Raw genomic sequence first — 25,160 nt, 5'->3', positions numbered from 1 at the left:
TCTATACTATCGCGCTACCTTTGTATGTCATTATTATTCTTTTCCCACGTCACTGCATCGGATATAACGCCGAAATTCTTTCCATGTTCCCTCACATTGCCTTGATCAGCGAATGTTTTGTTATTGTATTGCGACAAACCATCCACAGCCGTAAATACAAAACCTGGCAAGGGAGATTTCTCTACCTTATTGTTATACACCTTAATGGACGTAAAAGCCCCGACAGGTGGCACGTTTAACTTCGCATCGGCACAAAATATCGAAACAACACCTGGCGGCATGCCTTTATTCGTTTTTTCAAACATGCAGTTAGAAATGATATTATCTCTGATTGTAAGATGACTTGCAAATCCTCCTCCCATCCAAGTAAGTTCTGGCGCCACAAGTAGCGCGTTCATCGCCGTACCGTTAATTTCATTATGATAAATCTCCCCATTACTGCTTTTAATGAGAATTCCACGAGAGCGATTGTAACCCAATTGGTTGTGCCGTATGGTAAAACCCTTTCCGGTATGTGTATCATTGTACACTATATCACCAGGATTAAGGTTTTGGGGCACGGTTTCCAGTACAATGCGCATTCCCCTTGTATAGTTTTTATATAATAAATTTGGATATTTTTCTTTAATGAAAATTTGTTCGGCAGAAGTAGGTGCATAAGCTGTTGCAGAGATCATTTTTACCTTACTTCCCTTAGTGGCAACGTAAAATACATGTTGCAGGGTATCACCTGGATAAAACACAGGGTTCGCTTCTCTGCTAAGCACGTAGATGGTTTTAGCAGCAGTATCCACATGGGATATTGGAAAAGATCTTCCGCATACCACAATACAGTCGTCGCCAGTGTGTTTTACTTCACAGTTTTCTATCAGCGGACCTATCTTTGCCATACTACTGTGAATACCATCTGCATTTCCCGATCGCAGTCGTGGAGCCGTACCAGGTAAAACACGTCCTCTATCAACCTTACAGCGGTTGTAACGACTTTCACTACAGTTTCTTTCAAAGAACGAAAATCCGTTGGAACCATAAACAGTTACATCCTCTATTGTTGCCCTGGTACATTGTTCCAATTGAATGGCATGAGCTGCCGGATTAGCCTTTGCAGCTACCACATCAAGCACTACCAAATCGCCCAATTTTTCATTGGCTACCCATCGAGCATTTTTTACCAACCGAAAGTGCCTGTCAGCAATTTTTTCAAAAGCAGCATAATGGTCTGAACCTCTTGTTATGCTATTTCTTTTAAGTTCCCTTGTAAAAGGGTCATAAAACTGTACGCGATTGTTGCGCACATGATCAACAGAATAGCCTGCATCAATCTCTACCTCAAATGAGTTTTCTGCACTGTCTATCACAACAATCTTCCCCTGGGTAAAACAGAGCGGATCATAATCTATAGAGAAATTCGAGATTTTTATATTGGTGCAATCGAAAAAACGAAGAGCCTGTTCTTGGGAGTTACAAATAATTTCAGAACCATTTCCCCGTATTTCTACACCAACCAGGCCAGCAAAAACATAGGCGCCATCACGGGAATTGTCTAGTAAATACCTCCCTTTGGGAATTTCTATGATTCGCTGGCCCGCCTGCATATCCAAAACAGGCTTAAGTTCCTGCAACTGTTGTCCATAACAGAAAGAGGTTACAATTAATAGCAAGAAAAAAAATAAAGCCCTTTGCATTTATATCTTTTTAGTAAAAATTGCCGGTTACATTTTTGCACTTTGGATTTTTCAATTTCTTTTTGAAAAAGAATTTGAGAAACAAAAATGATCCCGTTTTCATACAAATCAAATCATGTAGTCTGGTCTGTACTGGTTTGCTTAAACAAATTAAAGTAATTTATTTCTATTAAAAAAATAAATTTCAAAAAAGACCTCAAACACCTAAAAAAAAGGTAATTTATCAAAAATCTGTTCTTGACTGGTTTGGTTTGTATAATTGATTATTTACATTTGCCTAAATTAGTTACTTATGATAGACAGTCATACTGAAAATCCATTCCCTAAAAATGGTCAAGTCAAGATGAAATATCAGCAACTTGCCGATCACATTACCTCGTTGATTGAGCTAGATCAACTCCAGATTGGTGATCAGTTGCCTTCGCTCAAGCAGTTGCAGCAGCGTTTAAAAATGAGCAAAGACACTCTGCTTAAAGGTTTAAATGAGCTTGTGGAAAAAGGCATTGTAGAGTCTGTTTACAGAAAGGGGTATTACGTACGCAAAAACACTATCCATCATTCGTTCCGCGTTTTTTTACTACTTGATAAAATGAATATTTTGCGTGAACAGTTTTATCGAACCCTTTTTAATCAATTGAAAAATCGGGCAGATATAGACATCTATTTTCATCACCACAATTATCACGTTTTCGAAAATCTGATCAAAGAAAATCTGGGTGCTTATACCCATTACGTTATTGCCACTTTTTTAAAAGAAAATGTAGCTCCGCTGTTGAATCTGATTCCAGACAAAAAGAGAATAATTATTGATTTAAACGAACCAGCCTTATCAGGCAACTACAGCAGCATATACCAAGATTATGGTTATGACATTTATCACAGCCTTCACAAACTGAAGGATGAACTGAAAAAATACGATCGCCTGATATTGGTTGCTCATCCCGAGGCTGTACATGCCAGACTGGTAATAGAAGGTTTTTTACGTTACTGTACAGAAATTGAGCATCCTTACCTCATACAGTCTGAAATTGATGAGAAAACATTTCAGAAAGGCAATGCGTATGTAACTTTTAGCAGGTATGACACTGATGACGTGGTGTTGATTAAACTGGCCAGAAAAAAGAAACTGAAACTAGGCAAAGATGTAGGTTTGATCTCTTATAACGATACCGATGTAAAAGAGGTACTTGAAGATGGCATTACTGTGATCTCAACAGATTTTGAAGCGATGGGCAAAACAGTTGCACAAGCCATCCTGGAAGAAAAAATCATTACGAAAAGAAACCCTACAAAGGTTATAAAGAGATGTTCACTTTAGTTATCTTAAACAGCGTACAAACCAAATAGACTTACTCAATAATTTATATTATTTTCATAAACATAATCCTTATCCCATAGTTTATACAGTTCTATTGCTTTATCCAATATTAAGTCTATATTCTGATCATAAAAAGATAGGCTTTCATTTTCCGATATAAACTGTTTTACAAAATATCTATTTTCTAATTCGTCATAACTCTTGGTCACATAAAAAGAAAAAACAGGCCCACCAGGCTCATCGATATAAACAAAACCGATATTCCCCATAAAAAACCTGTCCTGAAAAATAAAATCAATGATTAAAGCATCATTTTTTTTTACAGATTCTGTTAATCCCCAACCTAATAAGAAAAGCTCATCAGCCATTTTTTTTTCAATGGGGATCAATTTATTTCTTATCTCTAAAAACTCTTGGTCATTAATATAGGTATATATATTATAGTATAGCATCATTATTTTTTTAGTTTGAAACCACCAATTATATGAAAAGGTTGAGATGGTATAACCTCTCACGCCGTGTTTTTGAATAATTAAAAATCAAATAAAAAAAACTACGATATTTAATGAGGATTTTTGTTAATTACTTCAAAGTAATTTAATTCAAACTAACAGAAGTTCAAAAAAAACTTAGCGATTATGACTCAAATATTCCACTAATTTTTATTTCATATTAAATTAATTGCAGAATCTGCTATTATTTGACCGATAGAATGTCACTTCACAAGAATTAAACATTTTTTTCATTAGATTCGTTTCTCCTTAACATGAATGATCATAGTGAACGTACCGAAAAAGAACTGATTGAGCTTTTAAAACAAGACGATCAGCAGGCCTTGAGTATGCTATACTATCAAAATGTTCAAAAACTGAAATATTACATTCAAAGAACGGCACAGTCACCACATCTGGCTGAAGACATCGTTCATGATACCTTTGTGAAATTATGGGAAAGCAGAAAAGAAATTGATGCTTCAAAACCATTTAAGCCTTATTTGTTTACCATAGCTAAAAGAACACTCCTTAATGTTTTGAAGAGAGCAAAGCATGAAGTATCTATTCTGGCAGAAATAAGAAAATATGCACAGGCTACAGAATATACTACTGACCTCAAAATTGAATATAACGAAAGTAATACGCTAATCGTTGAGGCCCTTAATTCATTAACAGGGCAACCAAAAGAAGTATTTATTCGTTGTCGCATTCAGGGTTTAACCTATAAGCAAGCAGCTGGAGAACTTGGTATAACAGAAAGTACCGTAAACAAACACATGAACAAGGCATTGACATTGATCAGAGAATACATCAAATATAAAAATGCACTGACAATCCTGTTGGCATTCATTACCATTCATAAATAATTTTACGCCAAGCAACCACAATAAACAAATTATTATTTTTTTTCATGATTAACTGGATGGTTTCCTGCTGCCAATTGTATTAGTATTAAAAGCAGTAAAAAGTGAACAAAGAAATAATAAATATATTTCAAAAATATATAGATGGCCAATCCAGCCAGCAAGAAATTAACCAGGTATTGGAAATCTTGGAAGATGGGCTGTACCTAGCGGAATGGGACAGCGTATTAACAAAGGATTTTGATGAAGTAATCAATGCTGAAATTGAAATAGAGAGTATAAGTGAAGCTAATTATTCTGCACTTCATCAAAGAATTTTAAGTTCCATCAATGAGAAACCTCAAAATAGGCCATCATCAAAAACAATAACTGTTAAATTATGGCCAAAAATTGCAATTGCCGCATCTATTTTAGCCATGATCAGCGTTGGCACTTATTATTTTCTTTCGCAAGATGCTTTTAAAAAACAACAATCCATTACTTATCAAAATGATATTGCCCCGGGTAAACCCGGGGCTACGCTTACATTAGCAGATGGACGAAAAATTTTAATTAAGGATGCTTTGACCGGAAACATTGCAGAGGAATCTGGAGTGAAAATTTATAAAAACAAATCGGGTCAAATTATTTACGAAATCGTTAATCAAAACCTGGCATCAACCGGTGTGAATACTCTTTCAACGATGCGGGGCGAACAGATGCAAGTAATCCTACCCGATGGAACCCTTGTATTTCTTAATGCCGAATCATCACTCCAATATCCAACAAGTTTTATTAAACAGCCTGAAAGAAAGGTTTTCCTTACAGGAGAAGGATATTTTGAAGTGGCTAAGGATAAATTTCATCCTTTTATCGTTAAAACCGAGCAACAAGATGTTGAAGTGCTAGGTACTCATTTTAATATCAATAGCTATACCAATGAATCCAATGTTAAAACCACACTGTTAGAAGGCAGCGTAAAAGTATCTTCTGACCAACAAACCAAAATTTTATCACCAGGAAATCAGGCTATCAATACCAACGGAAATATCAATTTAGGTAAAGTGGATACAGAACTGGCCGTGGCCTGGACAAACAACAATTTTGTTTTTGATGTACTCAATATTAAAGAAATCATGAGGATGTTGGAGCGTTGGTACAATGTAGAAGTTATTTACACTGATGGTATTCCTGAAGGAACATTTTGGGGTTCAGTGTCTCGATTTGATAACATTTCGCAAGTGTTGATTTCGCTAGAGGCAACCGGAAATGTACATTTTGAAATTAAGGGAAGAAAAATTTACGTATACCGTTAAAAACTAAAACAACCATAAATAAGGGATATTCCCCATGAAACTTAAACTAAATTATATGGAGATAAAAATACAATAAACCCACATCAAACCAAACCACCGATATCAAAAAAAAAACCATACCCCGTTTGGACACGGGATATGGAAAAAATTGGCATCGATTTACTTAATCAATTAAAGCAGATTTTCGAAGTTTCTACGCATGGATCATCTGCAATAAACCAGACACAAACTTAGCAAATATTGCCTGTTAAAGCAATGTAATGGGGCAATTATTGTCTGTTAAGAATGGTCACAAACCAAACAAAGTGTATCAGAAACTAAACCTAAAACCGGATCTATGTAAACAATATATCCAAAAAACCAAACTTATCATGCGACTAACCACCGTAATTTTAATCGCTACCTTTATGCAAGCCAGTGCCGCTGGCTTTGCACAAAAGATAAGCATTAACAAATCCAATGTCTTATTGGTTGATGTGATCACAGAGTTAAGAAAACAAAGTGGTTATAATTTTATCGCTTCTGGAGAATTGCTGAATAAAGCCAGGCTCGTAAGTATTGCTGTGAAAAATACTGAATTCAAAACGGTATTAGATCAGATTTTTAACGATCAGCCGATAACTTACGAAATCAATAACAACACGGTAACGTTAAAGGCAAAACCCGCTGGTTTATTGGATCGCGTTACCGAATGGTTTCAAATAACAGATGTGAGTGGTACAATTGTAGATTCATTATCTAATAAGCCTTTACCTGGTGCAACGATTACGGTAAAAGGAAAAAATCAGGCCGTTAGAAGCGCAGCTGATGGCTCTTTCAAGTTACTAAACGTAGATGAAAACGCGATATTGGTTATCAAGTTTATAGGCTATAAAGCTAAAGAAATAAAAGCTGAAAAAAACATGGGCATTATTCGCCTGAGCATTGATGTGGGTGAACTAGAAGAGGTAGGCGTTACCGTAAACACAGGATACCAGCGCATTAAACCCGAGCAAAGTACAGGTGCTGTTTCTCAAATCAGCACCAAAGAATATGAATCACGGGTAAGTACCGATTTTCTTGATGGGCTGGTAAATCGTTTACCGGGATTAATGATCAATAACTCCGTTTTATTTAACAGTACGGACCCCAACGGCAATACATCTTCAAGGCCTTTGTTCAATATCCGCGGTATTTCTACCATGTCGGCCAACCAAAACCCGTTAATAGTTGTCGACGGCTATCCAACCGAGTTAACACTTGATATGATCGATCCTAATGAAATAAAGTCGGTTACAATACTTAAAGACGCAGCCTCTGCCACTGTGTACGGCGTAAGAGCATCTAATGGGGTAATTATTATTGAAAGAAAGCAGGCTAATCCCGGGGCGGCACAATTCAATTTCAGAACTACACTGGGCCTGAAACCTGAGGAGGATTACAGCCGCTACCGTTGGGATCCAGACGCATCGGCCATCAATGCGAGCTATGTAAGGGAAAGACAGAGCCTGAATATTACGCCAGCTACCTGGTCAACTTTGTTCAATCCAGGAGTAGGTAACATACGCCGTTCTATCCCTTTCTACATTCAGTCTCAGCTAGCCGCTGGCATTATTTCATCTGCGCAGGCCGAAAGTTCTTTTGCAGAACTTGCCAACTATGATAATCTTAATGACTACAATCGTTTATTCCAGAGAACCGCAGCTACGCAAACGAACACGTTGAATGTTTCAGGTGGGGTGCCTAACGCACTGTATTATATTACTGCCAATTATACAGATAATCGTAATAATGCGATCCTGAATGATAATAACAGATTTTTATTAACAGGTCGAACCACACTTAAACTGGCAAAACGGCTAAGCTTAGAGCTCACAACAGAATATCAGGAACAACGTTTTAATAGTGCGCCAATACCTGTCGTCTCTCAGTTTGCGGGCTATGAGCGTTATGAAGATGTAAATGGAAATCCTAACGCCATCATTTCAATGAGTTATGCGCCGGTATATAATAATTTCCTCCTATCGCAGGGTTTGTTAGATCAAAACTATTATCCACTGGTTGATGCTTATTCAGTAAGCGACAAAACGCGGACGATGAATAACAAGACGATTGCCAATTTCACTTACGACATTGGGAAAGGCTTTAACCTTTTATTTGGCGGAGTGTATGAAACGTCCCGTTCAGAGATCAGGCATCTGGCTGGCCAGGGTTCTTCGGAGGTAAATGCCTGGGTAAACAATTATACAGTGACAGCGGGTGGAACATTCAAAAGGAATGTTCCTGATGGTGATTTCCTTCGTCAGCAGAATACAAGTTCAACTGGTTATACCGCACGTACACAATTGAACTATAATAAGAAATTTGGTGACCACTCAATTAACGCTATAGCCGGTGGCGAAATTCGGAGCATATTAAACAAGGGTAATTTAGCATCTTATTTTGGCTATAACGACCAGAGTTTACTGCAACAACCTGTAGACTATGCTTCAATATTTAACGGTTTGGCATCAGTTAGAGGCACACTTGTCACAGGAAATACGCTTGGATCATTAACCAGTTTCTTTAATCAGACCTATAATGAGGACCGATATTTATCGGCTTTTTCTAATGTTGTTTATTCCTTTAAAGATACTTATTCATTATCAGGAAGTATTCGTATTGACCAATCGAATCTTTTTGGAAGCGATCCCAGATATAAATACAAACCATTATGGTCTTTAGGTGCCGCCTGGAACATTCATAGAGAAGACTTTATGAATAATATAAACTGGCTGCATCAGTTGAAACTGCGCAGTGCCTTTGGATTTAATGGAAATGTAGCCAAACTTTCTCTTCCGCAGGTAATCGCCCAGGCTCAGAATAATACATCAAATACGCCTATCCTTACCTCGCTCGTTTTAGCATCAAATGCCAATAGCAGCCTTCGTTGGGAACAAACGGAAAACTTTAACCTCGGCCTGGATTTTAATATTTTCAAAAATATCACAGGTAGCTTTGATTATTATACCAAAAAAACGACCGATGTAATGGGTAATTCTACCATCGACCCAACTCTTGGTGCCACCTCAGCCCTAATCAATTATGCCACCATCAGAAATAATGGTTTGGAGTTTAGCCTGAAAGCCGATTGGATATCCAACAAAAACTTTAACTGGAATACAGGCCTTGTTATTGCCAAAAATGGCAGCAAGGTACTTGATGTTTACAGAACGGGGCGGTACGATCCACAGGTGCTGGATATACTGGGTTATGTAAATGGTTATCCTGTTGGTGCTATGTTTTCCTACAATACTACGGGACTTAACAATGAAGGTCATCCAATCATTTTGGATCCAAGCGGAAAATCCTATGTGGTAAATACAAGTACTATAACTAATCCATTGGTGGCAGCAATGTCCAATAAAGATTCAGGACTTGTACAATATTCTGGCACAACTATTCCAAGTATTAGTGCGGGCTTAAGTAACCGGATAGATGTCGGCAGTTTTTATTTCTTTGCCATGATTAATTATTATGGCGGTTTTAAGGTAAGGGTACCGAGACCTACACCGGTAGATAACAGGCCTTTGTTAGGGGCAAATAACTATTGGAGGGTTGCTGGCGATGAGTTGAACACGGATATTCCTAACCTGGTTGACTTGAATAGCCCAAATCCATCATGGGCTTACCGCTACAACAGTAATTACGTGGTTCATGGTGATTACTTAACGCTGGGCGATGTAACGGCTTCGTACCGGCTAAATAACGTGCCTTTTATAAAAAAGGCAGGCTTTAAGAACTTTGAGATCAAGGCTCAGGTTTCAAATCTTTACACAGTTGGCTTTAACCGCTACAACTTTAGCATGGGTACCGGAAGCTATGCGAAATCCTATGTAACCCCTACTTACACATTAGGTTTATTCACTAACTTTTAAAATTTTATACTTATGAAAAAATTTAAATATATGGCTGCCCAATTGCTCCTTTGCTGTCTGGTTTTGAGCAGTTGTGATAAATATCTGGATGTAGAACCAAAAGGTAAGCAACTGTTGAAAACCACTAATGACTTCGACTTATGGCTAAACAGCCAGGTGCTTACCACTGAAACGAGTGCCGATAATATTATGAATTATATGACGGACAATATTGATTTACAGAACGTCAATACCCCTCCTACCACTCTTGCTGAACTAATATACACATGGGCACCGCAGTTCACGACTGACATAAGCACGGCCACTTATTTATGGGGTGAACACTATAGACGCATCAGCTTGTTTAATACCGTATTGTTAGGTATTGATGCTGCTGAGGGTGGTACTGCATCACAGAAAAGCAGTATTAAAGCCGAGGCCTTATTAGGCCGTGCACATTCTTATTTCTACCTCGTGAATGAATATGCCAAACCTTACAATGCAGCGACTGCCGCAACTGATCTTGCTGTGCCTTATATCACATCAGACGATGTAAGTCAGAAAACACCGGCCAGAAGTACGGCTGCTGAAATTTATCAGCATATCATTAATGATATCAATGCGGCTATTCCCAACCTTCCCGCCGATAACGCTAACGCGAGGTTTCGTGGCTCAAAGGCCGCCGCATACAGTGTTTTGGCACGCGTTCACCTATATAGAAGAGAATACACCGAGGCACAGCGTTATGCTGAGCTGGCTCTGGCCAATACAGGGGCAATAATGATTGATTATACCAATTCTGCAACTTTCCCAACCACAACCAATGTGGTGTCTCATCCTGACGTAATTTATGGGAGAGCGTCTGCAGCGGCTGGATTGCCGCTATCTGCAGAATTAAAAAGTATGTTTGCTGCCAACGATGCCAGAAGAACAGTATTGTATTATAACTGGGCTGGTACAACAAGAGGGGCAACCTTGTTTTATGCTGCTGCTGTTACACAAGCTTTCAGCCTCACCAATTCCGGCACAACTGTGCAAGAGATGCGCTTAATTGCGGCAGAGGGGGCAGCACGTAGCAATAACCTGACTGTAGCGCTTAGCCACCTGAATGAAGTACGCCGAAACCGTTATACAGGAATGCCTATTACGAGCAGAGATTTTAGTTCTACCAATCAGGACGCCGTACTAATGGAGGTATTCGCAGAAAGAAGACGGGAATTACCTTTCCATGGCTTACGCTGGTTTGATATGCGAAGATTTGATACGGAGAACAGAATGCCAGCAGTTATTCGCACCAATGCCCAAAATACAGTGATTGCAACACTTGAGCCACATAGCAGTAAGTATACGTTGCAAGTACCTATCCAGGTATTGGCTTTTAACCCAGACATGATACAGAATCCATAAATCATTAAAAAATAAAAGATGAAGACATATAAATTGAATATACTGGCATTATGTACGGTAATATTACAGCTCACGGCCTGTAAAAAAGACACGTCTGATCGTGAAACCCTTGCAGAAGGGCGTGTAACTTTCGATCTGCCGGCAGCAACAGATGTGGTGGCAATGTCATTAGACATCAAGAATGTAACATTATTAAGCATAGAGATGAAAGCCGCTATGCAAGGTAGTGTCTCTTCGGATGTGCATTATGTTACTTTCGCAACGGACACCGCTAAAATTGCTGATTATAGAGCAAAGTATGGTAATAGTGCCCTTTTACTTCCTACCCCTACCTATCTTTATTACAAACCAACAGTGGCTATCTCCGCTGGAAACAACACTTCAGAACCAGCTGTACTGAACCTGAGCTATCAAACAGTTTTAAAAGCACGAAGTACTTACGTTCTTCCACTGGTTATTGCATCTGTTGATGGACAGATTCAGGATCCAAAGACACGCAGGGTAGTCTATTATGTATTTAATACCGGCGATGCGTTATATGTTGACCATACCGGATATACCCTAACTGCCACTGCATCTTCCACATCTGGAGCAAATGTAGCCAGCAGAGCAGTGGATGCTGCCACCGGCACAACCTACTGGGCAAGCGCTACGACTGCAGCGTTGCCACAATGGGTAAATATTGATTTCGGACGGGATGTTACCTTTTCGGGATTGGACTATTTCTTTCCAACAGCAGTAACGCCAACCATAGGGGGCTATACTACCACTGCTAAAGTAGAAACGAGTTCAAATGGCACCACATGGATAGATAACGGTACATACGCGGTGGATGTTAACAACACATTGAAGAAACAAATTATAAATCTTCCTTCATTAACCACCGCCAGATATCTGCGCTTTACCATTTTAACTGCAACTCCTTATGTATCAGGCACACTTACTTACAGCATAGGCTTTGTGGGTGGAATTCTATTGAGGAATTAACTAAAGGCAACTTATAATTTATAAATATTAAAAAATGAAGAAATTACTGATTTCAATTTTGATGCTGCTACCCTTTATGGTAGCAGCACAGAAAGGCTACACCCTAAGCGGTAAAATTCCTGAATTAAAAGAACCTGCTAAAGCTTACCTGGCATTTTATAAAGACGCTGCTTGGAAAGAAACAGATTCGGTAGAGATTAAAAATGGAAAATTCCAGTTTAACGGAAATGTAGAAGAGCCCCAAACTGTAATTATAGCGATAAGACGTCATGAAGCCAAACAATCTTCAAAACAGAGTGATTATCAAAGTTTCATTATCGAAAACTCTAAGATTACAATTGAAGGGAAAGATTCAATCTACAATGCTAAAATTACAGGTTCACTTGCCGAAAAAGAAAATAGAGAACGGGAAGAGATGATTAAACCCATTACCAAACAGATCATTCACTTACAGAATTTTTATGGTAAAAAAAATAGTGCAGGCGTGTATGAGAAATCAATAGAAGACAGAAAAAAAGCTGGAGATAGCATTTCAAAGCTGGTTTCCAAAATCAAAAGCATCAACAGGGAATTTGTAGAAAACCATCTTAATTCTTTTGCAGGTCTTTTAACTTACACAACACACGTATTGGATAGCAAATTCGACCCGGTAGATGCAGAAGCATTGTTACACCGATTTTCTCCTGAATTACAGTCATCACCATTGGGCAAAAATGCACAGAATAAAATCGAAATTGGCAAACGCCGTCAACAAGGTGCAAAAGCAACGGATTTTACACAAAATGATGTTAATGGTAATCCATTTACACTTTCTTCATTACGTGGTAAATATGTATTGGTTGATTTTTGGGCAAGTTGGTGTTTACCTTGCCGGGCTGAAAATCCGAATGTTGTTAAAGCTTACAATGCATTAAAAGGTGACAAGTTTGAAATTGTAAGTGTTTCGCTGGATGCTGGAAAAGAGTCATGGTTAAATGCCATCAAAACAGATGGAATGCCTTGGATTCATGTAAGTGACCTCAAATACTGGAAAAATGATGTTGCTGTAATGTATGGCATTAGTTCAGTACCACAAAATTTACTTATTGATCCAAACGGTGTAATCATTGCCAAAAACCTAAGAGGCGAGGATCTTACCGATCAACTACGAAAATTCATTAAGTAGATAAAGATTTAGAAAAGAAACAAACTAAAAATCAATAAATAATATGAAAAAACTTATGCTCGCTGTTTTAACACTCTTAACTGTTGGCAGCAAAGCTCAGGATAAATTTACCATTACCGGATCTTTGCTAAATGCTGGAACCGATAAAAAATTAATACTTACTTATGTTAATGAAGAAGGTAAAAACAGTAAAGACAGCACATTATTGCAAAATGGGAAATTCTCATTTAATGGTTTTACTGCCTTCGGAAACAGGGCTTATTTAGAACTGAAGCCTGCTCAAATCGAGGCTGGTAAAAAAAATCATTCTGACTTTAAAGAGTTCTACTTAGAAAAAGGCAACACTATTGTAACTGGAAGAGATAGCATAAGCAAATCATCAATTACCGGAACAAAGGTTCAGAGTGAAAACTTGGCCTACCATGAGAAAATCGATCCGCTACAGGCGCAGTACAAAAAAATTGTCGACAGATACTACAAGGCGAAAGCAGCAAAAGATTCTATTGAACTGAAGCAGATTTCGATAGATGCGAAACCTATTATGACTAGCATGGAGGCAACGCTTGATGAATTCATTGCAGCCAATCCTGATTCTTATTTAGCTGCTGACCTGGTCTTAGCAAATAAAATGGCAGTTATTGATGTTGTTAAATTTGAACCCATTTATAATAACTTTAGTAAAAAAGTACTTTCCAGCTTTACAGGAAAAAAGATAACTGAGAAATTTACAAAGGCGAAGCAATTTGCCATTGGTAAAACTATCGATTTTACGCTACCAGATGCAGAGGGAGTTCCTTTTCAACTTTCTTCACTTAAAGGAAAATATGTACTGGTAGATTTTTGGGCCAGCTGGTGCGTCCCATGTAGAGCGGAAAACCCTTTCCTTCTGAAAGCATACACCGAATTGAAAGATAAAAACTTCGAAATTGTTGGTGTTTCCCTTGATGATAAAAGAGCTAATTGGTTAGCAGCAGTAGCAGCTGATAAAATGCCCTGGACGCAAGTTAGTGATGTAAAAGGTTTCAAAACCGAGGTTGCCCTTCGTTTCGGGATAACTGCTATTCCACAAAATGTGCTTATTGATCCTTCAGGAAAAGTAATCGCCAAAGACTTGAGAGGTGAAAATGTAAATAAACTTATAGCAGCTTACATTAAATAATATTGTAGTTTATCAAATATGTTAAAAAAGGTTGTGCAGTATTGTACAACCTTTTTTTGGTAATAAGTTGAGCAAACCAATTTATTTGACTCCTGATTACTTGAGTCACACCATAATAAAAAATTTATCTCCGGTTCAAATAATATTTCCAGCCCTGTCAACAAGCCGGTCACATTGCTTTGAAGGACTTATGCAGGCATCTATAAATTTACACTTCAGGGCTTTACCACAAAGGTCCCCCGAACTTCCTTCTCGCGGTGTCTGCTACATTGTGGCCGAATCTCTTTGCCATCTTAACCTGACAAAGCATTTTTAAACATTATATTAAGTAAGGCTATCAACGTACAACAGGCATGCTGAACAACCTTGCTTTGGTTTATACCTATTGATGAAGGGAATCTTTATTACCGTTACCTTGACATCCTGCCACGCTTTCTCGCATTCCTTGGGAAAAATATTGCCAGAGGCACAAATTTTAGACGTTACAACACGGTCCACCTAAACAGTACAACTCAAGCACCTGATCAATTATAGCAGCGGCCTGCCGAATTTAAAGCTCGGTCGGATGAGGCAAATAATGAACTTTTGGATTCGCTTAAAGGCCTAAAGAAGTTGAAATTTGAACCCGGTTCAGCCTATATCAAAGGAGCGATTTGCTATCTTACACAACCAACCATTCAATATCCCTAAAAAATCCGTATACCTGGATATCATGGATAAAATGCTGAAAGATATGGAACAAGGGTTAGCCTTTTACCGCCACATCAAAGCGAAAGGACAGGATCAATATGACTTCGGATTAGAAGCATAGAAACGGAATAAAAAACCGGAATCGATGTGTTCGATTACGGATAGTGCCCATGAGCGGGAAATACTTTGAACGCTTAGAACGCTTTTTAGGGCTTATAGAACCTATTATTAATGATTTGAAAGGAAAAGGATTTATAAAGTGACATAAAAATCTGAGGATATATCTAATATTTTTTTATTTAAATTTACCTTGACCGGTCTTTCTTCGAACCAAAAACTTGACATTATCTAATAATAATTTTCTGATTGTTATTCTAACTCTCCAAGTACTTAGTTATCACAGTAAAAGCTTGAGCGACCATTATCATTATTCCACCGTTTTTTGGTAATTTTTAAATAGAGAAATAGCGTGTGATTTGAGCAAATTCTTTTCTAATCTAATGCGTGATCCAGTAAATCAATAACGCCCATCAACCTATTAGGTTAATTCGCGTTATCGATAAGGTTATTAATTATGCACCAGCTTTGATGATTGTTTCATTGGTTGCCATTGCAACATAATTTAAAGTATCAAAAAATTTGGGCTCATCCGGGTGCACCTTTGTTAAATAATTTTCTGATGTGAAGAAGGTATTGAAATCCTCAAAGGAGTCAAACGAGATTTCTACCACAGCATCATATAAAGGCTTAGGAAAACCTTCAGCTACTATAGGGTGGTTAACTACATACTTTCTAACGTAAAGTTCTACCTCAGGGATGGAACAGAATAAAGGAGCATGTTGATTTTTGTGATAATCCACAAATTCTTCAAGGCTCATGCCTGGTAGTTTTTGTACTAAAAATGTAAATTTGATCATTGTCTATATTTATAATTTGAGACAAACTTATTTCATTACTTACATTACAGCAAGTACGCACAAATTTGTGCTTATTTGCTTTGACAATTGATTGACTAAGCGATGTACAAAAAGAAAATTCCTATTAGGATGGATTGTGGCCTGCACATATTTAAGGAGCTTTTGAACGGAAAGTGGAAACTGATGCTGATCTATTATATTTCAGAGGAGGTAAAAAGGCCGGGAGCGCTACAGAAGAAAATGGCGGTAGACAGGCGAGTAATGACCAAGCAATTGAACGAATTGGTACATCATGGCTTTGTAGATAAGTTTTCTTTCGACACTAAAATTCCTAAAGTTGAATATCGGTTAACTGCTCTGGGAATTAGCCTGTTGCCTTTGATAATCAGCTTGGAGAAATGGGGCGAAAACAATAGAGCTGTTTTGGAGGCAGCCCTCAGTGAAAAACAATAATCGAATTATCGATATGCCGACATAGTGTAATTATATTGTTTACATATGGTAAGTTCAAAAGGTATTTTAGTTTTTGATAACGAGTTTATGTTAAAAAAACATACAAAATAATTAAAGGGAAATAGCCCAAATAATAAAAAAATTCTTACAACGGAGTGGCAATAATGCGCTAAGTGTTTTATATTAAACATCAAAGTATTTGGTTCAAAGATAGCCCGTTAGTAATGTCAAATTAGATGAGGTTCACCAGAAATACTTTGAACACAGTTTAAAGCATATTTATACACAGAAACAGAATAAAAAAACCGGAATCGATGTGTTCGATTCCGGTTAGTACTCCGTGCCTTAGTTAGAACCAAAAACTTCAAAGAGCAACTTAAACAATTGACCTATATTCCAATGAATTTGGAACCATTACCTGAATCCTATAGAGATATTGTAAGAAATCGCAAGATTTTTTAAAAACTATGTAATAAAAATAATTAGTTATCTGATTTACAAAAATACCTGCTCGGACTCGGGCAGGTTTGCTACTCTCCAATACATAACTAACAAGTAATTTGCCACCATACCCCCACTGCTCGGATGTTCCGACGCCATAACTGATCAATACACTAATTCCAAACGATTTTTTACGTGTTTACTTTCTTCACGTCTTAAATCCTGATTAGTCATGATCTCGTGCTCCTTGTCTTTTTGGATCACCTTAAACCAGCTGATTGCCGGAATCATCCCATTAGAATGCAATTCCAGTCTGATCACAAATTCATCTTTGGGTTTCCGGTGGTTATTGATGTACTGGCTCAATACCGCCGGTGTCACATCAACTTCATCGGCAAATTCCTTATCCTTCTTATCCTGTCTGCTCACATATTCATTCAGAAAATATCCAAAGTTCAGTTGTTCCTTATATTGGTCACTACCGATGTAATCCTCTAACTGAAATTTCAATCGCAAAAGATCACCATATATTTGCTGTATCGGTGTACGATTTTTAAACTGTATACGTCTGGCTGCCCAAAAATCACTTTCAACTTTCTTTTCCTCATCAGTTAGCTTTTCTTCAGAAGGAAAAACAAAAGCATCAGTAAGCTCTTCCTCCGTAAACTTAGAAAAATCTGTTTCCTGAATTTCCTTATTCCTTCTATTGGTTTTCATAATACTCCTTTATTAATTTCAATGAATTTCTTCCTTCAGTAACTAAAAATAACTTTGTCGATTCAAAGCCGTATTTTTTTATATAATGCGGTTCGAGTTTGGTCTTCGGCTTCAAACACACAAAACCATCGTATCCTCCTTTAAAAGCTTCCCTGCATGCAAACGCGATTAAACACCCCGCAATCCTGCCATATTGTTGGTCTTTACCCACATTCGCCTTAGATGAAGCCAGCAACCTGATCTCTAAAGCATAGTCATCGGGTCTCTCATTCAATGACATTAAGCCAATCGGCTCCTCTATATCATCAATAATCAATTTATATACCTTAAAGGCGCTTTCTTTATTCCAGTTGAAATCAAATTGCTTGGTTCTATTGACTCTTTTAATTTCCTCCGAACCAATTTGAACGACCTTAGCTAAATGCTTTTTACCTGTTTCAATATTTAAAACATACATCAGTATCAAATATACAAAAAGTTTACAAAAAAAGTAAACTTTTTGTTGTTTTTTGCATTGTTTACACTAAACAGCCTGTAGCAAGAATGATTGAATTTACATATATATTACCTGAACTTTCCAACCTTATCAAACTTATGAGAAAGGGAATATTACTTAGAAGCATACCCTGATTAGGGGGTATTCAAAGATAATTTGTCATGGGGCGAGGAGATGTTGATCCAGAACATCACACCACAAAAGTAAACGATGCGGCACTTCTCATCTATCACATTAACAATAAGTTACGACATAAAAAAACCGGAGTTAAGTCTCTTAAAAACTTGAACTCCGGTAAAGTACCCGGAGCCGGAGTCGAACCGGCACGGTTTCCCACAGGTGTTTGAGACCAGCGCGTCTACCAATTCCGCCATCCGGGCATGTATTGGACGGGGTTGCAAATGTAGATAACGAAAGCTTAAATCACAAAATTATTTTAAAATAATTCGTAACTGATTTAAAGTATGCCACTTGCATTTGCTTATCTTCCATCTTTTAACTTTCTATCTACAATAAAAGGCGCAAAAGGTAACAAAGAGGCTAAAAATATCAATAATGCTTTACCGAATTTCCATTTCTGTTCTTGCCAGGCCAGCACTAAAGTAGCTGCATAAAGCACAAATAACAAACCATGAGCCCAGCCTGTATATTTCACATACAGTGGCATGTCGGCAAAATATTTAAGTGGCATGGCAACAAACAGCAAAAGTAAATAGGAAATCCCTTCTGCTACGGCAACCTTACGAAAGATGGATAGTGAACTCATGAATCTGATTTTTATTTCGAATGTAAATCAATACAGCTGACAAACAAAAACTAAAAAATGATTTGACAATTGGGTGTCTAAGCCACTCCCAATACCCCACCTTCTTAAAACAATGAGAAGAGTTATCCCTCATAGCGCATCAGTCTGCCGCCCTTAAAGCTTTGTCATTTTCCGCCTGCGTGGAAAATGACAGCAGTGTTGTGGTTTCTTGCATTGATCAATCCCTGGTAGGAACTCTCGCCTGACGCAAAACCATTCTTAGCGGTTTGTGGTTGTTTTTTGGTCGCTTACATATTCCAAAATATCGCCAGGTTGGCAGTCTAATGCTTTGCAAATTGCATCTAAGGTGCTAAAACGAATTGCTTTCGCCTTCCCTGTCTTTAAAATGGAAAGATTAGATAATGTCAAATCAACCCTTTCAGAAAGTTCATTCAAAGAGATTTTTCGTTTTGCCATCATTACATCTAGGTTTACAATGATTGGCATAGCTTAAATTGTTAAGTCATTTTCAGATTTCATATCTATGGCATTCTGCAAGATTTTTTCAAATATTGCTGCAGCAGTTGCCACTACAATAGAAACAAAAGTAGTTACGATACACATGGCAATAAAACCCGCAGGGTCATCATGTTGATCATGCGACATCCTTATGTATAGTCCTGCTGTCAAAATTAAAATACTTAAAGCGATTGCACAATACTTTATGCTCTTTAAGGCCCGAACTGCATTTGATGAGAATACGTTATTTTGCCCAATGTATCCAAGTAATTTGAATGCTTTATACAATGCTATAAAAAAAACGATTGATGATGCATATCCATACAAGATGAATGGGTCAGCATAAATATTGAACAGATCTAAATCTTTAGCTCTACCCTCAGTCAAGGGAAGCCGAATCATAATAACAAGTGCTACAATACCAATAAGTACCACGACTGCCTGAAGAAATATGATTGAAATTCTTTTCATAATAATTTTAGAATTTTAAAATATATCTCAAATATAATAAAATATTATTGATAAACAATAAATATTTATCGATAAAATTTACAAAAAATAAATATCTCTATTAAATAATTTATACATTCTGAATTTGAATTGTCAAACTATCAGGATTAACTAACTTCAATATATGTGCAACTTAATTTCAGGCGGGCATAATTTGTAAATGAACTCTTTACCAGGTTTCTGCAAATATTCAATTATACATCCTTCTGATTGGGCTTCACTATAATAGTGTAATTCGGTTTTAAGGAAATCAAGCACATTGAGGTTAGTGCTCATTAACAGGTTGCAAAAAATCAGGTAGCATTCAATTATCTGGCTAAATTTAAATTTCAGATTGATCTGAGCTAATACATAAAGAAATAATCATTATCTTCACAATGCTAATTTAACCCTCAATATGAAATCTACAATCGCGTACACATTAAAAGTATGTCTTACCACATTAATAGCGTCAGTTCCGGTCACAATGGTAATTGGAGGAGCATATATCGGTTTAATTATGCTTATTAAACCTTCGAACTATAGCTTTAATTTTAATATAACATACACTCATACATGTATCTTTGTAGCGATCACTGCAGCGGCTATACTTGTAAGTAGTTATTTTTTAAGCAAGGTGGGCTTGAAAAGATTTATTAATGATAGACCTATTGCACACTCCATTGTGATTTTCCTGTTTTACTTATTTTTTAGCGGTGCGCTCCACTTCATGGATTTTGGTCATTTATTGTTTAGCTATGGCCCTATGTTCCTAACTGCTTATGCAAGTAGTCGGTTATTTTTCGACCCCAAAGGATCAAATTACTGAATACATTTCAGAATGGTTGGGCATAGTGGCAAGTCGCATTAGAATAAAGATAACGGCAATTAACAAATTAATTTTTTGGTAAACGCTCTCTTATCCTGGCAATGTATTTTTGGCGATAAAATATATCTTTTATCTGGGGCAGCAATTTTTCTGAATCACCGGGATTTTCATCAAACTGCTTAACCAAATCATTCAGCTCGTTTTCCAGATCTATCTCGATTGCATCAACATTGTTCCTTACCTGAGCTAATTTCTCTGCATCAGGTTCAAATTCCAGATCCATTAAAGCTTCATTTACATCCATCATTTCCATAAGAAAGGATTGCGGCAACTGGTAGCCTTCATCTGTTTCAACAATTCCCTTTAATTCCAGCACGTATTTCAAACGTTTCTTCGCATTGCTTAAGGTTTGATAAGCTTTGTTATTCAACGTGGATAAATCCAAAACCTCCTGTTGCTTTTCTTCGCTTTCATTCGCATAAAAATCAGGATGAAACTTTTTACTGAAAGCATAAAACTTAGCTTTTACTGCATTTTGATCGGGATTAAATTGTATGGGTAGTTCGTAAAACTCGAAATAATCTGGTTGTTGTTTCGCTTCGCTCATGATGGTTATAAATTAAAAAGCCGCAGATGTTCAGTTTGAAATCATCAAATCTGAACATCTGCGGCAATAATATAAATTTGGTTTTACTTACCGAAAGATTTTAAAATATCATTACCAAAAGCAAACACCATTAAACAAATCAGGATCACAAAACCAACAATCTGCGCTTTCTCCAATACTTTTTCACTTACCGGCTTGCGCTGTACCATTTCGATCAATAAGAACACCACGTGGCCTCCATCTAAACCCGGGATAGGCAACAAATTCATAAAAGCCAGTGCCATTGAAATCAAGCCCGTTAAAGTCCAGAATTTAACCCAATCAAAGGTACTTCCATATACTTTTGCAATACCAATCGGACTGCTGATATTACGGGCGCTTAATTTACCGGTAATCATTTTACCTATGCCTTTTGCATTATCCACAAAAGTGCTCCAGGCCATTGTTGCGCCAACCGGTAAAGATTCTGCAAAACCGAAATCAATATGTGCACTTTCGGGCATTTTAAAGTTAGGAGCAATTCCAATGGTACCATCCTTGCCCACTGTTAAATCAAAATTTACTTCTTTTCCTTTACGTAAAGCATTAATGGTAACTTTCTTATTCTTGTTAGTGGAAATTTCTTCTTTAAACTGATCGAAAAAAGTAATGGGCTTTCCGTTAACCGCTAAAATGCTGTCGCCGGGTTTAATGCCTGCCGTGTAGGCCGGGTATTGAGGTTTTTCATAAGGTCTTCCAAACAATTTATCGAAGAAAGATTGCTGATCTGCTTTTTCATCCGGAGCAAGCACTGTGGCCACACTGGCCATTCTGTATCTTGGCGAGATGAAATTCTCCTTCTCATTTTTAGAAATCTTATTTAATATGGTATCCGGAACAGCAATATAAAGTGTTTGATTTCCTCTTAAAATGGTTAACTGCGCACCGTCGAATAAAACTTTGCTTGAAATTGCATCTTCAAAACGAATCAGCTTATTACCATTAATGGCTAAAATCCTGTCACCGTTTTTTAAGCCGATTTCCTTGCCAATGTTTCCTACAGAGATCCCATCTGTTAATTTCCCGTTAACCGTATAATTTTGTCCGTATTTAAAGGTAAGCATCCAAAAAATGACAATTCCTACAATTACATTCACAATAATACCGCCGAGCATCACAATTAGGCGCTGCCATGCCGGCTTGGAACGAAATTCCCAGGGTTGGGCAGGTTGAGCCATTTGCTCGGTATCCATGCTCTCATCAATCATTCCGGCAATTTTTACATAACCACCAAGTGGCAACCAGCCCACGCCATATTCAACATCTCCTTTTTTGAAACTAAATAGCTTAAAACCCCATGCATCAAAGAACAAATAAAACTTTTCTACTTTAATACCAAACGCTCTTGCTGCCAGAAAATGCCCTAATTCATGTAAAATTACCAATAAAGACAATCCGAGCAGCAGCTGCCCCGCCATAATCAATCCATTCATATTCTCTTATAAAATTTTATGTTAGATGTTAAACTATACTTTTTGTTACTAATTCGCCGGCTAAGATACGGCTATGTTTGTCAGTTTCTAAATAATCGTTCAATTGTGGTTTTTCAACGAAACTGATTTCTTCCATACATCGCTCAATTACCTCACTCATTTGTAAGAAACCAATTTTATTTTTTAAAAAAGCCGCTACAACAATTTCATTGGCCGCATTTAAAATACAAGGCATATTACCACCTTTTCTTAAGGATTTAAAGGCCAAATCCAAATTCCTGAATGTTTCCATATCTGCTTTCTGAAAGCTGAAATTTGGGTAATCCAGAAAATTAAAACGTTTAAAATTGTTTTTTAGCCTGTCGGGATAATTTAAAGCGTACTGAATTGGCAATTTCATATCGGGAACACCCATTTGTGCTTTCATAGAGCCATCGGTAAACTGCACAATGGAATGGATGATTGATTGTGGATGAACAATGACATCGATCTGATCTACATCAAGGTTAAAAAGCCATTTGGCTTCAATTACCTCTAGTCCTTTATTCATCAAAGAAGCTGAATCAATTGTGATTTTGGCTCCCATGACCCAATTCGGATGTTTTAAAGCCTGCTCTCTTTTTACGGTTGATAAGAAATCTTTATTTTTCCCCAGGAAAGGGCCTCCTGATGCCGTTAAATAAATCTTCTCAATTTCGTTATGTTCTTCGCCTACCAGGCATTGAAAGATTGCCGAATGTTCAGAATCAACCGGAAGAATTTTAACATTGTGTTCAGCAGCCAGCTGAGTGATATACTCGCCCGCAACCACCAGTGTTTCTTTGTTTGCCAATGCGATATTTTTTCCGGCTTTGATGGCTGCAATGGTAGGTTTTAATCCAACTGAACCCATCAAAGCTGTTAGAACAACATCACTTTGGGGATAAGCAGCCACTTCTGACAAAGCTGCCTCTCCTGCCAATACCTTGATGTTAAAAGCGGATAGTTCATTTTTAACGTACAGGTATTGATTCTCATCGCAAATGACCACTACTTCAGGCCTAAACTCTTTAGCCTGTTGAATAAGCAGTTCTGAATTTTTTAATGCAGATAATACAGAAACTTTAAAAATAGCAGGATGATCTCTGACAACCTCGAGCGCCTGAGTACCTATGCTTCCTGTAGAACCTAATATGGTTATATTTTTCAAATTTATTTTAATATCAAGGGTTCGAAATATGTATCGAACCTTTAGTTTATTTTCCTTGTCATGCTGAGGCACGACAGTATAATCAAAGTCGCTGCAAAAACGCAGCTAAGTTTGGCACGTCGTGCCTCCTCGCAATGACGAACCGCACTAAACAAACTGCCAATCCCTGTCACAAATCACAGTTTAAATTTCAATACGCATTCCACCTGGCTAAGCCTAAGCAGTGTTTCTTCGTTCTACTTAAATCCGGCCTAACAAATTTTTCGGCAGCGCTTATCAAATCCAAACCACTGACTTTAAAAGAAAAATTTTCAGCCGGTGTTTTTTGTTTCTTTTTGACATCAAAAAGAAAAAAGCCCGTCCGGCCAGGACAAAACCATTAAACGAGTTTGCCAAATCGCAATAACGAACCTCGCTCAACAAACTGCCAATTACAGCTCAAATTTCAATATGGCATTTCCCACCTGGCTAAGCCAAAGCAGTGTTTCTTCGTTCTACTTAAATCCGGCCTAACAAATTTTTCGGCAGCGCTTATCAAATCCAAACCACTGACTTTAAAAGAAAAATTTTCAGCCGGTGTTTTTTGTTTCTTTTTGACATCAAAAAGAAAAAAGCCCGTCCGGCCAGGACAAAACCACAAGCGAGTTTGCCACGTCGTGCTTCTTCGTAATGACGAACCTCACTAAACAAGCTGTCAATCCCTGTCACAAATCACAGCTTAAATTTCAATACGCATTCCACCTGGCTAAGCCCAAGCAGTGTTTCTTCGTTTTACTTAAATCCGGCCTAACAAATTTTTCGGCAGCGCTCATCAAATCCAAACCACTGACTTTAAAAGAAAAATTTTCAGCCGGTGTTTTTTGTTTCTTTTTGACATCAAAAAGAAAAAAGCCCGTCCGGCCAGGACAAAACCACAAGCGAGTTTGCCACGTCGTGCTTCTTCGTAATGACGAACCTCGTTCAACAAGCTGCCAATCCCTGTCACAAATCACAGCTTAAATTTCAATACGCATTCCACCTCGCTAAGCCCAAGCAGTGTTTCTTCGTTCTACTTAAATCCGGCCTAACAAATTTTTCGGCAGCGCTTATCAAATCCAAACCACTGACTTTAAAGAAAAATTTTCAGCCGGTGTTTTTTGTTTCTTTTTGACATCAAAAAGAAAAAAGCCCGTCCGGCCAGGACAAAACCACAAGCGAGTTTGCCACGTCGTGTCTCTTCGCAATGACGAACCTCGTTCAACAAGCTGCCAATCCCTGTCACAAATCACAGCTTAAATTTCAATACGCATTCCACCTCGCTAAGCCCAAGCAGTGTTTCTTCGTTCTACTTAAATCCGGCCTAACAAAT

General features: G+C 37.7%; 21 protein-coding genes and 1 tRNA gene. 10 read left to right on the top strand and 12 right to left on the bottom strand.

All coding sequences use genetic code 11. The features are described 5' to 3' along the window. Positions 1 to 14: 14 nt before the first annotated feature. The gene (locus DU508_RS13715) at positions 15 to 1,685 is read right to left on the bottom strand and encodes a hypothetical protein (protein ID WP_115403385.1); all 1,671 of its coding nucleotides are present in this window, start codon (positions 1,683 to 1,685) and stop codon (positions 15 to 17) included. A 292-nt stretch (positions 1,686 to 1,977) separates the two neighbouring features. Between DU508_RS13715 and DU508_RS13710 the strand changes: the two genes are divergently transcribed. Continuing rightward, complete coding sequence (locus DU508_RS13710; RefSeq protein WP_199562711.1) at positions 1,978 to 3,003, top strand: GntR family transcriptional regulator; 1,026 nt, start codon at positions 1,978 to 1,980, stop codon at positions 3,001 to 3,003. 35 nt (positions 3,004 to 3,038) lie between these two features. On the opposite strand, the gene DU508_RS13705 is transcribed toward DU508_RS13710, so the two are convergent. After that, positions 3,039 to 3,458, bottom strand: coding sequence for a hypothetical protein (locus DU508_RS13705; RefSeq protein WP_115403384.1), 420 nt, complete (start codon positions 3,456 to 3,458; stop codon positions 3,039 to 3,041). Positions 3,459 to 3,769: 311 nt separating this feature from the next. Here DU508_RS13705 and DU508_RS13700 point away from each other — a divergent pair, with 311 nt between their 5' ends. The 7 genes from DU508_RS13700 (at position 3,770) to DU508_RS13670 (ending at position 14,248) form a co-directional block, all read left to right on the top strand. Beyond that, positions 3,770 to 4,363, top strand: coding sequence for an RNA polymerase sigma factor (locus DU508_RS13700; RefSeq protein WP_115403383.1), 594 nt, complete (start codon positions 3,770 to 3,772; stop codon positions 4,361 to 4,363). A 101-nt stretch (positions 4,364 to 4,464) separates the two neighbouring features. Next, complete coding sequence (locus tag DU508_RS13695) at positions 4,465 to 5,655, top strand: FecR family protein (RefSeq protein WP_115403382.1); 1,191 nt, start codon at positions 4,465 to 4,467, stop codon at positions 5,653 to 5,655. A 371-nt stretch (positions 5,656 to 6,026) separates the two neighbouring features. After that, the gene (locus DU508_RS13690) at positions 6,027 to 9,551 is read left to right on the top strand and encodes a SusC/RagA family TonB-linked outer membrane protein (RefSeq protein ID WP_233509560.1); all 3,525 of its coding nucleotides are present in this window, start codon (positions 6,027 to 6,029) and stop codon (positions 9,549 to 9,551) included. 12 nt (positions 9,552 to 9,563) lie between these two features. Beyond that, positions 9,564 to 10,937, top strand: a complete 1,374-nt coding sequence (locus DU508_RS13685; protein WP_115403380.1) for a RagB/SusD family nutrient uptake outer membrane protein — start codon at positions 9,564 to 9,566, stop codon at positions 10,935 to 10,937. An 18-nt stretch (positions 10,938 to 10,955) separates the two neighbouring features. Then, positions 10,956 to 11,924 carry a discoidin domain-containing protein gene (locus tag DU508_RS13680; protein ID WP_115403379.1) on the top strand — a complete coding sequence of 323 codons (969 nt, stop codon included), beginning with the start codon at positions 10,956 to 10,958 and terminating at the stop codon, positions 11,922 to 11,924. A gap of 34 nt (positions 11,925 to 11,958) precedes the next feature. After that, entirely contained in the window at positions 11,959 to 13,089 is a 1,131-nt protein-coding gene (locus DU508_RS13675) for a TlpA disulfide reductase family protein (protein WP_115403378.1), read from the top strand. A 43-nt stretch (positions 13,090 to 13,132) separates the two neighbouring features. After that, positions 13,133 to 14,248 (top strand): TlpA disulfide reductase family protein, encoded by a 1,116-nt coding sequence (locus DU508_RS13670; RefSeq protein WP_115403377.1) that lies wholly within the window; start codon positions 13,133 to 13,135, stop codon positions 14,246 to 14,248. A 1,262-nt stretch (positions 14,249 to 15,510) separates the two neighbouring features. Here DU508_RS13670 and DU508_RS13660 read toward each other — a convergent pair. Continuing rightward, a complete protein-coding gene (locus DU508_RS13660; RefSeq protein WP_115403375.1) occupies positions 15,511 to 15,855 on the bottom strand; it encodes an EthD domain-containing protein in 345 nt (114 codons plus the stop codon). A gap of 102 nt (positions 15,856 to 15,957) precedes the next feature. Between DU508_RS13660 and DU508_RS13655 the strand changes: the two genes are divergently transcribed. Beyond that, positions 15,958 to 16,308 carry a winged helix-turn-helix transcriptional regulator gene (locus tag DU508_RS13655; RefSeq protein ID WP_115403374.1) on the top strand — a complete coding sequence of 117 codons (351 nt, stop codon included), beginning with the start codon at positions 15,958 to 15,960 and terminating at the stop codon, positions 16,306 to 16,308. Between the two features lie 606 nt (positions 16,309 to 16,914). Here the strand turns inward: DU508_RS13655 and DU508_RS13650 are convergent. The 6 genes from DU508_RS13650 to DU508_RS13625 all read right to left on the bottom strand — a co-directional run bounded on the left by DU508_RS13650 (position 16,915) and on the right by DU508_RS13625 (position 19,697). After that, entirely contained in the window at positions 16,915 to 17,466 is a 552-nt protein-coding gene (locus DU508_RS13650; protein ID WP_115403373.1) for a helix-turn-helix domain-containing protein, read from the bottom strand. Next, the gene (locus tag DU508_RS13645; protein WP_115403372.1) at positions 17,453 to 17,923 is read right to left on the bottom strand and encodes a hypothetical protein; all 471 of its coding nucleotides are present in this window, start codon (positions 17,921 to 17,923) and stop codon (positions 17,453 to 17,455) included. The genes DU508_RS13650 and DU508_RS13645 overlap by 14 nt, the downstream gene beginning before the upstream one ends. 339 nt (positions 17,924 to 18,262) lie before the next feature. Then, positions 18,263 to 18,342: transfer RNA gene (locus DU508_RS13640), tRNA-Leu, on the bottom strand. A 101-nt stretch (positions 18,343 to 18,443) separates the two neighbouring features. Next, positions 18,444 to 18,728 carry a DUF3817 domain-containing protein gene (locus DU508_RS13635; RefSeq protein ID WP_115403371.1) on the bottom strand — a complete coding sequence of 95 codons (285 nt, stop codon included), beginning with the start codon at positions 18,726 to 18,728 and terminating at the stop codon, positions 18,444 to 18,446. A gap of 258 nt (positions 18,729 to 18,986) precedes the next feature. Then, positions 18,987 to 19,214, bottom strand: coding sequence for a helix-turn-helix domain-containing protein (locus DU508_RS13630; protein WP_115403370.1), 228 nt, complete (start codon positions 19,212 to 19,214; stop codon positions 18,987 to 18,989). A gap of 3 nt (positions 19,215 to 19,217) precedes the next feature. Beyond that, positions 19,218 to 19,697, bottom strand: coding sequence for a DUF2975 domain-containing protein (locus tag DU508_RS13625; protein WP_115403369.1), 480 nt, complete (start codon positions 19,695 to 19,697; stop codon positions 19,218 to 19,220). A 436-nt stretch (positions 19,698 to 20,133) separates the two neighbouring features. On the opposite strand from DU508_RS13625, the gene DU508_RS13620 reads away from it, so the two are divergent. Beyond that, positions 20,134 to 20,544, top strand: coding sequence for a hypothetical protein (locus tag DU508_RS13620; RefSeq protein WP_115403368.1), 411 nt, complete (start codon positions 20,134 to 20,136; stop codon positions 20,542 to 20,544). A 67-nt stretch (positions 20,545 to 20,611) separates the two neighbouring features. On the opposite strand, the gene hscB is transcribed toward DU508_RS13620, so the two are convergent. The 3 genes from hscB to DU508_RS13605 all read right to left on the bottom strand — a co-directional run bounded on the left by hscB (position 20,612) and on the right by DU508_RS13605 (position 23,812). Beyond that, positions 20,612 to 21,151, bottom strand: coding sequence for a Fe-S protein assembly co-chaperone HscB (gene hscB, locus DU508_RS13615; RefSeq protein ID WP_115403367.1), 540 nt, complete (start codon positions 21,149 to 21,151; stop codon positions 20,612 to 20,614). 83 nt (positions 21,152 to 21,234) lie between these two features. Then, entirely contained in the window at positions 21,235 to 22,623 is a 1,389-nt protein-coding gene (rseP, locus tag DU508_RS13610) for an RIP metalloprotease RseP (RefSeq protein WP_115403366.1), read from the bottom strand. Positions 22,624 to 22,651: 28 nt separating this feature from the next. Beyond that, positions 22,652 to 23,812 (bottom strand): 1-deoxy-D-xylulose-5-phosphate reductoisomerase, encoded by a 1,161-nt coding sequence (locus tag DU508_RS13605; protein ID WP_115403468.1) that lies wholly within the window; start codon positions 23,810 to 23,812, stop codon positions 22,652 to 22,654. Positions 23,813 to 25,160: the final 1,348 nt, after the last annotated feature.

The organism is Pedobacter chinensis (assembly GCF_003339865.1).
GTDB lineage: Bacteria > Bacteroidota > Bacteroidia > Sphingobacteriales > Sphingobacteriaceae > Pedobacter > Pedobacter chinensis.
The sequence above is the reverse complement of the archived record's forward strand: the minus strand, read 5'-3'. Positions and strand labels throughout refer to the sequence as shown.